General features: G+C 66.2%; 13 protein-coding genes and 2 pseudogenes. 8 read left to right on the top strand and 7 right to left on the bottom strand.

The window, feature by feature from the left end; all coding sequences use genetic code 11:
* Positions 1-5 precede the first annotated feature (5 nt).
* Positions 6-1,439: a homospermidine synthase gene (locus AC0IY1_RS15585; protein ID WP_471770677.1), complete on the bottom strand. Its 1,434-nt coding sequence runs from the start codon at positions 1,437-1,439 to the stop codon at positions 6-8.
* A gap of 1,178 nt (positions 1,440-2,617) precedes the next feature.
* Here AC0IY1_RS15585 and rnk point away from each other — a divergent pair.
* Positions 2,618-3,022 carry a nucleoside diphosphate kinase regulator gene (rnk, locus tag AC0IY1_RS15580; protein WP_471770674.1) on the top strand — a complete coding sequence of 135 codons (405 nt, stop codon included), beginning with the start codon at positions 2,618-2,620 and terminating at the stop codon, positions 3,020-3,022.
* Positions 3,023-3,059: 37 nt separating this feature from the next.
* On the opposite strand, the gene AC0IY1_RS15575 is transcribed toward rnk, so the two are convergent.
* Genes AC0IY1_RS15575 through AC0IY1_RS15560 form a run of 4 tightly spaced genes read right to left on the bottom strand, consistent with a single transcriptional unit; the run spans position 3,060 to position 6,806 of the window.
* On the bottom strand, positions 3,060-4,007 hold the full coding sequence (locus tag AC0IY1_RS15575) for an efflux RND transporter periplasmic adaptor subunit (protein WP_471770671.1): 948 nt from the start codon (positions 4,005-4,007) through the stop codon (positions 3,060-3,062).
* A 56-nt stretch (positions 4,008-4,063) separates the two neighbouring features.
* Positions 4,064-4,273, bottom strand: coding sequence for a DUF1656 domain-containing protein (locus AC0IY1_RS15570; protein ID WP_056217607.1), 210 nt, complete (start codon positions 4,271-4,273; stop codon positions 4,064-4,066).
* Complete coding sequence (locus AC0IY1_RS15565) at positions 4,270-6,312, bottom strand: FUSC family protein (RefSeq protein WP_471770668.1); 2,043 nt, start codon at positions 6,310-6,312, stop codon at positions 4,270-4,272. Before AC0IY1_RS15565 ends, AC0IY1_RS15570 begins: the two co-directional genes overlap by 4 nt.
* The gene (locus AC0IY1_RS15560) at positions 6,309-6,806 is read right to left on the bottom strand and encodes a MarR family winged helix-turn-helix transcriptional regulator (RefSeq protein WP_471770666.1); all 498 of its coding nucleotides are present in this window, start codon (positions 6,804-6,806) and stop codon (positions 6,309-6,311) included. Before AC0IY1_RS15560 ends, AC0IY1_RS15565 begins: the two co-directional genes overlap by 4 nt.
* A gap of 152 nt (positions 6,807-6,958) precedes the next feature.
* On the opposite strand from AC0IY1_RS15560, the pseudogene AC0IY1_RS15555 reads away from it, so the two are divergent.
* Positions 6,959-7,303, top strand: a pseudogene (locus AC0IY1_RS15555) (outer membrane protein assembly factor BamB family protein); the annotation flags it as partial.
* Between the two features lie 173 nt (positions 7,304-7,476).
* Here AC0IY1_RS15555 and AC0IY1_RS15550 read toward each other — a convergent pair.
* Positions 7,477-7,674, bottom strand: a pseudogene (locus AC0IY1_RS15550) (hybrid sensor histidine kinase/response regulator); the annotation flags it as partial.
* Positions 7,675-7,859: 185 nt separating this feature from the next.
* Between AC0IY1_RS15550 and AC0IY1_RS15545 the strand changes: the two are divergent.
* The 4 genes from AC0IY1_RS15545 (at position 7,860) to AC0IY1_RS15530 (ending at position 11,447) form a co-directional block, all read left to right on the top strand.
* Positions 7,860-8,021: a hypothetical protein gene (locus AC0IY1_RS15545; protein WP_471770664.1), complete on the top strand. Its 162-nt coding sequence runs from the start codon at positions 7,860-7,862 to the stop codon at positions 8,019-8,021.
* A gap of 363 nt (positions 8,022-8,384) precedes the next feature.
* Positions 8,385-9,377, top strand: coding sequence for a patatin-like phospholipase family protein (locus AC0IY1_RS15540; protein ID WP_471770662.1), 993 nt, complete (start codon positions 8,385-8,387; stop codon positions 9,375-9,377).
* A 211-nt stretch (positions 9,378-9,588) separates the two neighbouring features.
* Positions 9,589-10,767, top strand: coding sequence for a zinc-dependent alcohol dehydrogenase (locus AC0IY1_RS15535; RefSeq protein WP_471770660.1), 1,179 nt, complete (start codon positions 9,589-9,591; stop codon positions 10,765-10,767).
* A 149-nt stretch (positions 10,768-10,916) separates the two neighbouring features.
* Entirely contained in the window at positions 10,917-11,447 is a 531-nt protein-coding gene (locus AC0IY1_RS15530; RefSeq protein WP_471770657.1) for a PDC sensor domain-containing protein, read from the top strand.
* Here AC0IY1_RS15530 and AC0IY1_RS15525 read toward each other — a convergent pair.
* Entirely contained in the window at positions 11,407-11,724 is a 318-nt protein-coding gene (locus tag AC0IY1_RS15525; RefSeq protein WP_471770654.1) for a metal-sensitive transcriptional regulator, read from the bottom strand. The genes AC0IY1_RS15530 and AC0IY1_RS15525 overlap by 41 nt on opposite strands.
* A 46-nt stretch (positions 11,725-11,770) precedes the next feature.
* Between AC0IY1_RS15525 and AC0IY1_RS15520 the strand changes: the two genes are divergently transcribed.
* On the top strand, positions 11,771-12,205 hold the full coding sequence (locus AC0IY1_RS15520; RefSeq protein ID WP_471770652.1) for a MarR family winged helix-turn-helix transcriptional regulator: 435 nt from the start codon (positions 11,771-11,773) through the stop codon (positions 12,203-12,205).
* 1 nt (position 12,206) lies between these two features.
* Positions 12,207-12,575, top strand: a complete 369-nt coding sequence (locus AC0IY1_RS15515; protein WP_471770650.1) for an antibiotic biosynthesis monooxygenase family protein — start codon at positions 12,207-12,209, stop codon at positions 12,573-12,575.
* Positions 12,576-12,612 lie beyond the last annotated feature (37 nt).

The following is a 12,612-nucleotide window of genomic DNA, read 5'->3' as shown; positions in this document are numbered from 1 at the left end:
TTCCGTTATCGTACGAGCACGTTGCGGAACTGCCAGGGATCGCTGGTGTCGATGTCCTCGGGGAAGAGGCCCGGGCGGCCAGCGAGTGGGGTCCAATCGGTGTAGACGCTGATCACGGGGCCAAGATACGGCATCTGCACTTCGAGGCAGCGGCGGAAGTCCATCTCGTCGGCCTCGACGATGCCGGCCTCTGGGTTCTCCAGGGCCCAGACCATGCCGGCGAGTACCGCCGAGGTCACCTGCAGGCCGGTGGCGTTCTGGTATGGGGCGATGCGGCGGGTCTCCTCGATGGAGAGCTGCGAGCCGTACCAGTAGGCGTTCCTGGCGTGGCCGTAGAGGAGCACGCCGAGCTCGTCGATGCCGTCCACGATCTCGGTCTCGTCGAGGATGTGGTGCCGCTCCTGCACCTTGCCGCTGCCGAACATCTCGTTAAGCGAGAGCACCGCGTCATTGGCGGGGTGGTAGGCGTAGTGGCAGGTCGGTCGGTAGGCGGCGCGCTCACCTTCCAGCACGGTGTAGTAGTCGGAGATCGACACGGCCTCGCTGTGGGTGACGAGGAAGCCGAACTGCGACTGGGCGGTCGGCGTCCAGGAGCGCACGCGGGTGTCGGCGCCGGGCTGGAGCAGGTAGATAGCGCAGCGCGAGCCCTTCTCCTGCTCGCGGGCGTTCTCCGGCATCCAGGTCTCGTGGGTGCCCCAGCCCAACTCGGCCGGCTGGTTGCCCTCGGAGACGAAGCCTTCCACCGACCAGGTGTTGACGAAGACGCCCATGGGCTTGGCCGACTTCGCACGCTGGGTGTCGCGCTCGGCGATGTGCACGCCCTTCACGCCGACCTCGCGCATGAGGGCGGCCCAGCCGGCGCGGTCTTTCGGCTCAGGGGTCTTCAGGTCGAGGTCGCGCGCGATGTTGAGCAGCGCCTGCTTGACGAACCACGAGACCATGCCGGGATTGGCGCCGCAGCACGACACGGCGGTGGTGCCGCCGGGGGAAGCGGCGCCGGCATCCAGGATCTCCTGGCGCAAAGCGTAGTTGGTGCGGTCACCCTGGCTCTTGTTCTTGTCGAAGTAGAAGCCCGGCCAGGGCTCGGCCACGGTGTCGATGTAGAAAGCGCCGAGCTCGCGGCAGAGCTCCATGATAGCCCGCGACGAGGTGTCGACGGAGACATTCACACAGTACCCTTGGCCGCCGCCCTCGGTGAGCAGAGGGGTCAGCACCTCGCGATAGTTTTCCTTGGTCAGAGCGACCTGCTCGAAGCGCAGGCCGTGCTGATCGGCCAGGGACTTGTGCGCGTTGGAGGGGTCGATGACCGTGAAGCGGGCCTTGTCATACTCGAAGTGACGCTCGATCAGCGGGAGCGTGCCGCGCCCGATGGAGCCGAAGCCGATCATAACGATGGGGCCGGTGATGCGTCCGTGGACGGGCCATATGGGTTCGGTCATTGCTTTGGTTCCTTCATAAATGTGCACCGTCGAAGCTTCACCTGCGAACGCTTCGACGTCCCCGCGCAAAGCGAAAATGGTAAGGATGAGCGGCGTGGTCGTTCGACTTCAATCGACCATTCGGTGCATCTTCATCAGATCATGGACGCGTCTTGGAAGCGTGGGACACGGCGTGAGGCCGCCCCGCGTTTCCACGCGAGGATCCGAAGCCCAAAGGCCCCGACATTCCAGGCACAAGGATGCGATCCCTCTGGAGGACCGTCCTTGAGAAGTAGCGGCAAATAATGGAAACGGCTGGGTCGCGCTCATCCCGGCATCGAACCGTAGGACCGCTCGTGGGAGAGAGGTCTTGCGGCTTTAGGCGCAGCCTGCTTGGAATCAGCGCCCGCGAGTACCGAAGATGCGTCGGAGATCTAACCCTGGAACGGGCCGCGCCTTGAAAGGCTGGCCAGGCACCAGGGCTTAGGAGCCTGCTTGCAGGCTGCCCGCACGCCCCAAGAGGCGAATGCTCCGTAGAAGGTTCGACATGATGGCGCGCAGCATAGGCTAAGCCGTACGGGTGTCAATGAACGCTATCCCGTGTCACCGAATTCCTGTGCTGGAAGGTGCGGCGGCCGGCAATTGACAAGCAGGTCGACATCCGTAAGGATGAAAAGATCATGCGCAATTCTTGGCCTCCCCATCGGGACCTGCTTCGGGCAGGGAGACTTATCGCGGGCGAGTAGCCCCGAGCCGGAGGTGCCTGCGTGCACTGACCGCTCGGGGATTGCGTGCTGGCCTACGCCAGGACCAACCAAAATCATCAAGTGTTTCACCGACGGGTAGCAGTTTATAAGGCTAGCCTGTTGGCTTACCTGCGTCGTGACCTGCTGTCGGATCAGCGGTGGGCACGTCCTTGCGGGAGTAGAAGTCATGGACACTTCCAAGCCCGACCCGACACCCAACCTTGCAACCGGCCCCCGGGACGTTTGCGATGAGGAGAGGGGGGCGCAAACAGCGCACAATGTGGTCCCGCTGGTACGCACCGTAATACCGTTCTCGCGAATGAATTACTCAAGGCCGCAGTCTGGGCCTGGTGACAATCGGTCTGACGCCGCTCGTCTTGGCGAAGACGACGATCTGCCACCAAGCGCCGCCTGATCGCCCCAACTTGGAATACCAGCAAGGACTATACGATCATGTCGCAAAAAATGACGAAGCCGCACATCAAGATGACGAAGGACGACCATGAACGGCTGGCGAGGCTGGCTTCGTTCGCCGCCGACCGTGTGCCCGAGGTTGCCTCCTTCCTCGCCGATGAGGTGGACCGGGCAAAAATCGTCGGCGACAGGGCGTGCGTGTCCGGCCTCGTCCAGATGGGGGGCCGGGTCGAGTTCAGGGACGACACGACGGGCAAGGTTCAAACCGTGACACTTGTTTACCCGGGCGAGGCGGACATCGAGCAGGGGAGAGTGTCCGTTCTGACGCCCATCGGGGCGGCCCTGATTGGATTGACCCTCGGTCAATCGATGGACTGGCAAACCCGCACGGGAACGGTGAAGCGACTGACGATCCTTGACGTGAAGGTCCCTGAACTCGTCTAGCAGGGTCGGCCCCTGGAGATCCGGAGCCTTTCTCCAGTCAGCGTTCGTTGCCGTCCGGAAGTGAAGGAGCCGAAGGCCTGCGCCAGAACCCGAACAGGTCGAATCGGGCCGTCTCGTCCTTGGGTTCGACCGCGACCGTCGCCGTCCGGCCTGAGACAAGCCGAACCTCGTCGATGACCGCATCGAGCTTGATCCGCACCGGAATGCGCTGGGCGAGCCGGACCCAGGCGAAAGTCGGGTTGACGCTGGCGAGCAGGCTGGAGCCGGCCGTGCGCTCGCGGTCCTCGATGCCGCCCGCGAAGCTCTCCACATGGCCGGTGAGCGTCCCCGCCTCGCCCATCAGGCGAACGCTCGCCTTGTCGCCCACATGGATGCGCGGGAGCTTGGTCTCCTCGAAGTAGCCCTCGACCCGCAGGGTATCGCCGTCGATCAGCGCCATCACCCCCCGCCCCGTCGAGACGTAGGTGCCGGGGCGCAGGCCCATGTTGGTGATGCGCCCGTTGACCGAGGCCTTCACTGCGGAGCGTTCGAGGTTGAGCTTGGCCAAGTCCCGATCCGCCGTCGCTTGGCCATAGGCCGCCTTGGCTTCCAGGTCGGCGGCCTGGGCGGCCTCGACCCTCTGCTGGGACGCGGCGGCGTCGCTCAGCTTCAGGTAGCGGGCGTAGTCGGCTGCGGCCTGCGCGGCGGTTGCCTTCTTTCCCTCGACCATGGCCTCGGCCTGGCGAAGCGCCAGGGCGAAGCGGTCGGGGTCGATTCGGAACAGCACGTCGCCCCGCTTCACCACTTGGTTGTCGGCGATGAGCACCTCGGTGACGAGGCCGGAGACGTCCGGCGCCACCTGTACCACGTCGGCGCGCACGCGCCCGTCCCGAGTCCAAGGCGCCTCCATGTAGTAGTCCCATAGCGCCAAGCCGACCACGACGGCCGCGGCGACCATCCCTAGCGTGACGAGGAGGCGGAATGAGGGAGCGAGGAATCGAGGCATGGGTGATTCCGGAGTGACAGGTCGAGACGGGCGGGACGGCTGGACGGATATGCGGCTCACGAGGTGAGCGGCACCGCCAACGAGACGACGGCGCCTAGGAGCACGACGTACAGCGCGAGGTCGAACAGGGGGCGGTGCCAGACGAGGTGGTAGAAGCCGATCCAGGCGAGACCCCAACGCAGCGGGAGGCTGATTATGAAGGCTGTCAGCATCCAGGCCGCGAGGCTTGGCACGAAGACGCCGTAGAGGTCGAGTTCACCCGTCATGCCGCTCGCTCCGGTTGCGTGTACGAAGGCAGGGTCGAGAGGTAGGGCCGGGCATCGGGGAACACCCCGCGTCGGATGCCGACGAGGCCCATGAGCGCGGCGCGGCCCGCCGGGGACCCGGCATCGGCGGAGACCGCGTCGAGCGCTGCGTCGATGGTATCGAGAAGCTCGGGCGATGGGTCGTCGGCCTTGCCATTAAAGTGACGGCACAGGGCGGCGAGGAGCCGCTCGACCGCCTCCCGCGCCGTGTTCGAGAGTTGCCGGCGGTCGCGTCGCAGTTCCACCACGTTGATGCCGACCCGGACCTCGGCGAGGAGGTCGGCGGTCCACTCTGCATCGTCGGATGGCAGGGCGGCCAGCCGCGGCGCGATCAAGCCGACCCGGTCGAGCATCAAGGCAGCGAGTTCGAGACCGTTCTGCGCCCCCTGGCGCTTGGCTGCCCGAGCGAGGGCGCCGCGGTTGACGGCTCGCAGGCGCCGCGCCGACCAGCCGGCGCCGACCGAGCGGACGAGGCGCGTGACAATGGCCGCCACCCACATCCCGAGGATGACCGCGACGGACGAGTTGGTGAAGGCGGCGAAGTCGGCGCTGTAGCTGCCTTGGATGGCGATCATGGCCGAGCCGTTGACCGCCGCGCCCATGGCCAGCGGCGCGGTCTTAGGCTGGGCCATAAAGACCCCGCAGAGCAGGAGAGCCGGGGCCAGAGCCAGGACCAGCATCTCGAACGTGGTCGCGAGGGGCAGGATCGCGAACAGGTAGGCCCCCGCCCCGACGGCACCCAAGATCGCCGAGTTGGCGAAGCTGACGATGAACGGCGCGGGGTCGTCCTGGGCGGCGAAGAAGCTGCAGCCTACCGCCGCCATCATCGGGGCGGCCGAGCCGTGCGGCCATCCGGTCGCGATCCAGATCGCGCAGGTGACCAGGATGGTGATGAACACGCCCACGGCCGAGAGAAGCGCCATGCCGTGGTCGCGGTGGCGGATAGTCCGCGCCGCGGCGGTGTATCGGAACGTGAGGTCCTCGGTGACCGGGGTACCGTTTGCGATATGCCGCTGCAGGATGCGGGCGTCCTGGCGCAGGTCGATGAAGTCGCGCAGCCGGGCCAGGAGGCTCGCCAGAACGAGGGCGTCCCAGGACGGCCCCGCGCCGAGCCCTGGTTCGATGGCGTCCGCTTCGGCCTTCAACCGTTCGGCCTCGGCGCGCTCCGTCGTGCCCGAGGCGAGCCACGCGGCCATGTCGTCGAGGAGGGTGCGCAGGCGCTGCGGCAGGGCCCGCGCGCGTTCCAGCGTTTCGATGCGGTCCGAGATCGCGGAGGCGATGGGCAGGAACATCAGCATGTGCTGGCGCAGGGTTGCCATGGAATCGGCCGAGCGCTCCGCGCCCGTCATGTCGTAGCGCAGCGGCGTGGCCAGGGCGTCGAACGCGACCGCGTCCGAGGCCAGCTTCAACCGGGTTGCTTGCGTGTCCGCCCCCGTGCGGGCGCCCCCGAGGACGCCGATGACCCAGGCACGCGCATCGCGCAGCCACAGGTCGAGCCGGCCGGTGATGACGGGCGCCACGGACTGCGGCAGCACGACCGTGTTCATGAGGCCAGCGCAGATGATGCCGAGGGTAATCTCCTCGGCCCGCGCCACGGCGGTGTCGAACATCGTCCCGGGATCGCCGACGGCCGGGAATCCGATCAAAGCCGCCGTGTAGCCGCCGAGCATCATGAGGTAGCTGCGTGGTGTTCGGTCGAGAAGGGAGAAGTACAGGCACGCCGCGACCCAGAGCGCGATGGCCAGGGTCAGGAGTTCCGGCGAATTGACGAGGTTCGGTACGAGGGCGACCGACACGACCGCCCCGAGCAACGTCCCGAGCACTCGGTAGAGGGCCTTCGAACGGGTCGCGCCGGCGAGCACCTGACTGGTGATGTAGACGGTGCCGAGTGCCCAGTAGGGGTTCGGCAGGTCGATCCAGAACGCCAGGAACAGGGCCAGCATGCCGGCCCCGAAGGTCTTCAGCGAGAAGGCCCAGTCGCGCCAGCCGGGAACGGTCATTCGGCCGCCTCCTCGGGGGCTGCCTCTGTTCTCAGGTCATCGACGCCAAAAGGGTTGCGCCCGTGGTTCTGGATGGCCGTGAACACCCGCATGCTGGCTTCCAGGTCGGCGGCGCTCACATCGGCGAACACCGTCTCCCGCAACCGTGTGAGATCGGCCTCCAGCTTCGTAACGACCTTCTGGCCGGCCGGCGTGAGGCTGAGCACCTTGGCACGGCGGTCGAGCGGATCTTCCTTGCGCAGGACCAAGCCCGCCTTCTCCAACTGGTCGAGAAGGCGGACCAGCGACGGGCCCTCGATGCCCACCGCCTCGGCCAAGGCATTCTGGCGCGGATCGGCTTCCATACGCCCGATCAGCACCAGCGGCAGCGCCGTCGCATCCGAGATCCCATGCATCTCCGCCGCCGCGTTGGCGACGCGCCGCCACTGTCTCCCCGCAAGGAGAAGGGCGTGCGTGTAGTCCCGATGCAGCTGGCGTAGGTCCTTCGTGGCCACGTTACCCCCTTGCGGTCCTATGGAAACGCTCGGCGGCGGATCGCGTTCTCACAAATAGCGATCTACCTATTAGGTTGCAATTCGACGCCGATGGAACCGTGCGATTTCATCGGTTGTCCGTCGTCAGATGATTTGGGACAGTCTGCGGAGTTCAGGCCGAGCCCTCCTTCGGCACCCTAACCGCCGTCGACCTCGCGGACGGCGATCGCATCGCCTGGTCGGTGCGTGCCGCAAGCCGTCTCTCGGGAGGCACGCTGGCTACGGCGGGGGGCCTCGTCTTCTCCGGTGAGGAGGACGGCCATTCCGATGCTCACGATGCAAGGACGGGCGAAATCCTCTGGCGATTCCAATGCGGAGCCGAAATCAGCGGTCCTGCGATGACCTATTCCATTGATGGAAAACAATACGTGGCTGTCGCGGCGGACGGTTCCTCATTCACCAAGACGTCCGGGTTCGGCACCGGCGATGCGCTCTTGGTCTTCACCCTTCCGGAGTGAGGCTTGGGCTAAATCCGCACTTAGAAGATGAGCTTTTGTGCCGCCTGCCTTCGGATTGCCGAGATGGAGGTCCGTATAAGGCTGGCGCGAACTCGCCACTGGAACGACAGCGTGACGAACGCCCGCTTCCACTTCCTTGCACGGGGTCGTTGCGTTGGCCGGATGGAAGGGGATCACCCCATCCCGCCGGTCAGGACGTGACGCAGCGAGCGGGCTAGCTCGTCGCGCCGATACGGCTTGTTCAGGATGGTGAGCTCACCCTTGCCGATGACCTGGCCCTCGTCGAGGTTGGCAACGTAGCCGGAGGTCAGCAGGACCTTCAGGCCGGGACGCAGGCGCTGCGCCTCGACCGCCAACTGCGACCCGTTCATACGCCGGCCCGCGAGCCAACGCGAAGGGAGCGATTGGACCCGAAGTCTAAATCGCTTGTATGGTCACACCCTTCATGGACCCTTCGCGACGGGATCTCGGACCTGCGTCGAGGGACGGGAGGCGACGGATGACCGTGTATCCGGCAATGATATCCAGTTCTCGACGGGCCACCTGGCTTGCGGAGGTGAGCGCCCGCATCGCCGAGGCGGAAGCCTCCACCTCCGCCCGGACTGCCACGATCCTGCTCTTGGCGAGCACGGGATTCAACACCTCGGAGGCGGTGCAAGAGCTCTGGGCCGACATGGATGCCCTGGCGGTTCTGAGGGACGTCCGCCGCCGCCTCTAGGACTAACCTCGGAAGGCAAGGCACCCCTGCCGATCCTCGGGCCTTTCCGCAGGTCCCTACCGGACGGACAAGGCGTGAAACGTTGCGACCCCTGAGGTGAGGTGGCTGGCTTCGCGGAACATCACGCGGCACGAGGCGTCTCGGTTCCGAAGCCGTCGACCTCGAACAGGCCCGCATGGCCTTCCCCCAGCCCGGATGGGCCCTCACACGAACATCAAGGCTCCTTCGCGCTTGTCACCGAACCAGAACGACCACGCCTCAGCGGACCGCCCACCGAGTGTTGGGGATGGAAACACCTCCGCGTACGACCCGGTGAGAGGCGGTCCGGACGCCATCGCTGCGTTGGCCAGGTGCGACATCGCCTTGGTCCTGAGCGGCGGCAACGCGCTCGGCGCCTACCACGCGGGCGTCTACGAGGTCCTGCACGAGCGCGGCATCCGACCGGGTCGGATCGTGGGCGCCTCCATGGGGGCCGTCACGGCCGCCATCGTCGCCGGGAACGCTCCCGAGGATAGGATCCCCCAACTCCGCCGCTTCTGGAGCGAGGCGACCCAGCACACGGCCCCTAGCGTCTCCGCCATGCTCAAGCCGCGGCAGGTCTACAACGGGCTGCACGCCCTGATGACGCTCGCTTGGGGACGGCCCAACATCTTCCAGCACCGCTGGCCCGGCCTATGGTCGGCGCTGCCCGGGGTGCCGAACGACGTCGCGATGTTCGATCACGCGCCCCTGCTGACGAGCATCAAGCGGTACGTCGATTTCGAGCGTCTGAATGGGGGCGATACCCGCGTGACGATAGGCTGCGTCGATGTCGCGTCAGGCGAGGAGGTGTACTTCGATACGGCGCACGAGACGGTCCGGCCCGAGCACGTCCTGGCAAGCACTTCTCTGCTTCCAGCCTTCCCACCGGTCGAGATCGACGGGCGGTTGCTGTGCGATCTTGGCTACACCAACAACCTGCCCCTGGACCCGATCTTCGCGCATGAGCCGGCGCGCGACCTACTCTGCATCGCCTCGGACCTCTTCAACCTGCAGGCCCCCCGCCCAGGCTCGCTCGATGCCGTGCTGGAACGGGCCAACGACCTCATCTTCGCCAGTGCGGGCCGCCGGGCCATCTCGGCCCTTGAGCGGGAGTACGCGCTGAGACAGCGACTGGAGCCGGACGGGCCAGCGGCGACGTTGCTGCATGTCGTCTACAAGGCGGCAGCCGACCAGCTCTCGGCCAAGAGCTTCGACTTCTCGCCGTCCTCGATCCGGGACCGATGGGCGGCAGGCGGGCGGGACATGACCCGGGCCCTGGCAAGTCTGGCAGGCCGGACTCCCGACGGTCGGCGCTTCGTCTACGAGGCGGTCTGACGACCTACGCATGGCGTGTGGTCCCGCGGGGACCGGGAAGAACGCCATCGCGGTCCGCTTTTCAGCACGGCGTATTTCCTCGGCTGCACGTTCGGCGTGGAAGTTAATTCCTCGTCCGCTGGATCACGTGAGCGTGACGAACATTACCTCCCTGGTGGAAGCGGCGGGGGTCATCTGTGCCGAAACACCTCGAACCAGGAGCGTCGACAGGATGAAAGCACTCACGTGGCAGAGCCGGGGCAAGATCTCGTGCGAGACCGTGCCGGACCCGAAGATCGAGCACGGGCGTGACGTCATCATCAAGGTGACCGCCTGCGCGATCTGCGGCTCGGACCTGCACCTCATGGGCGGCTTCATGCCCACGATGGAGTGCGGCGACGTCCTGGGACACGAGACCATGGGCGAGGTCATCGAGGTCGGGCGCGACAACCAGAAGCTCAAGGTCGGCGACCGCATTGTGGTGCCCTTCACCATCTGCTGCGGCGAGTGTCGCCAGTGCAAGTGGGGCAACTGGAGCTGCTGCGAGCGCACCAATCCCAATGGCAAGCTCCAGGCCGAGACCTACGGCTATCCTCTGGCCGGCCTGTTCGGCTTCTCGCACATCACGGGTGGCTTCGCCGGCGGCCAAGCCGAGTACCTGCGGGTGCCCTATGCCGATGTCGGCCCCATCGTCGTGCCCGAGGACCTCACGGACGAGCAGGTCCTGTTCCTCAGCGACATCTTCCCCACCGCCTACCAGGCTGCCGAGCACTGCGACATCGGCCCCGAGGACACCGTGGCGATCTGGGGCTGCGGTCCGGTCGGCGTGCTCGCAGTCAAGTGCTGCCTGATGCTGGGCGCCAAGCGCGTGATTGCCATCGACAGCGTGCCCGAGCGCCTTGCGCTCGCCCGGGAAGCCGGCGCCGAGACCATCGACCTGTCCAAGGAGAACGTGCAGGACACGCTCATGGAGATGACTCACGGTCTCGGTCCGGACTCGGTCATCGAGGCGGTCGGCATGGAATCCCACGGTGCGGACACGACGCTCCAGAAGGTCTCTTCGGCCATCATGGAGCACACTGTCAGCCTGGAGCGGCCCTTCGCCCTCAACCAGGCGATCCTGGCCTGCCGTCCCGGCGGCAACGTCTCGATGCCGGGCGTGTTTGCCGGCCCCGTCGGGCCCGTCGCCCTCGGCATCCTGATGAACAAGGGCCTGACCCTGAAGACAGGCCAGACCCACATGGTCCGTTACATGAAGCCGCTGATGGAGCGTATCCAGAAGGGCGACATCGACCCATCCTTCATCATCAGCCATCGCTCCACCAACCTGGAGGACGGCCCGGCGCTGTACGACATGTTCCGGGACAAGAAGGACAACTGCACCAAGGTCGTGTTCAAGCCGCACGGGTAGTGTTCGTCCAGCAAGAGCTTTTCCCGGCGACCGTGGCGGTCGTCGGGATGATCGAAACTGTTCCCCCCCCCCCCCGCCTCTTGCGAAGAACGACCGACGGCCTCCAACACCGTGCGCGGAGGCCGACGAGGAGCACGGCCGAAGCCTCGATGTCACTGACGAAACGCATTGCCGGTCTGGTGGCACTCGCCCTGGTGCCCGCACTCGCCATCCAAGGCTACAATGAATACGCGCTGCGGGACGCACGTGGCGAGGTCCTGCGCGGCGAGGCCCTACGGGCGGCCCGCGCGATAGCGTCCGACCTCGGGCAGTTCGGGCGGAGCGCGAGGCAGACCCTCGTCATCCTCGCCGGCGTCCCCGAGATCCGGAACAAGAACTCGGAGGCCTGCACCGCCTACCTAAGGTCCCTACTCGGGCAGGTGCCCGGCGCCTTCTTCTTCGGCGTGACGGATGCGGATGGTAGGATCGTCTGCAACACCCTGGGCTCCAAGCCCGGGGCCTACACGGTCGCCGACCGCCGGTACTTCCAAGAGGTGCGAACGCTACGTAGGGCCCACCCGATCAAGCCGTGGTGCATCGCCGTGTCCGGCCGCTGGCGAGCGCAGGGTCCGGTGAAGGTTGACCGAGCTTGCGGGCAAGTCAGTCGCGCATGCGCATCGCCGCCGTCAGCACGCGCATGACGTCCTCGAAGGCACCGTCGCTCTCCTGCTCGCGAACGGCGAGCTGAACGCCTTGCGCCACATGCTGGCTGATGATCAGCAGCGCGACCTCGCGAAGGGCCGCGGTGACCGCGTTGATCTGCTGGACCTCGTCGAGGCAGTAGCGATCCTCCTCGATCATGGTGCGCAAGCCCCGCACCTGACCCTCGATCTTGGCGAGGCGCCTGAGCAGCGGTTTCTTGTCCTCGTCGCTGCGCCGCAGCTCAAGCCGTCCGTCGATGAGCCTGCTCTCGGTCACGACACGCATCCTAACCTGGGCTAGGCCGCACTGGACTGTAATCGAGGTGTTCCGTCTCAACGGCGACCTGCTCGTCGCTGGGGACGCCCTCGTCGGTGACCTCGGGCTGACCAGCGCCCGCTGGCAGGTGCTTGGTGCCATCGCGCTCTCGCCCGTGCCCCTGCCGGTGGCTCACATCGCCCGCAACATGGGCCTGACCCGGCAGGCGGTGCAGCGCACCGTGGACGAGATGCGAGCGGACGGTTTCGTCCGCCTCGAACCGAACCCGCACCACCGCCGCGCCATGCTCGTCACCATGACGGAGCAGGGTGAAGACGCTTACCGCGCCGCGAGCGAACGGCAAGGACGATGGGCCGAAGCCCTTGCGGTCGACCTGTCACCCGAAGAGATCGAGGCTGCCGGAGAGCTGCTGCGCGAGATGCAGCGTCGCCTTGCGGGTTCCATCGCGCCTGCGGTCACCACCAAGATCAAGGAGACCTGAGATGCCGAAATTCGTCGAGATGGATCGCGCCGTCACGCTGGCCGATCAACTCAGGAGCGAGGAAGGGCCAGTGGTCCTGATCAACACGTTCGTCATTCCTGCCGAGGACATCGACCGCTTCCTGACCTCGTGGGGTGCCGATGCTGCCATCATGAAAGCCCAGCCGGGGTTCATCTCGACCCAACTCCATCGTGGCATCGCAGGAAGCGGCACGTTCCTGAATTACGCTGTCTGGCAATCGGTCGCCCATTTCAGGACCGCCTTCGCCAACCCCGAGTTCCGGGCGCGGCTGAGCGACTACCCGGAGAGCGCAACGGTAAGCCCGCACCTATTCCGCAAGGTCGAGGTTCCCGGCATCTGCGTCGCTTGAGCGACGACCGCACCCCGGCCTCTGCGGGTCACGCGAG

The organism is Methylobacterium sp. AC690, from assembly GCF_979256535.1.
This window is presented reverse-complemented; position numbering and strand designations above follow the sequence as displayed.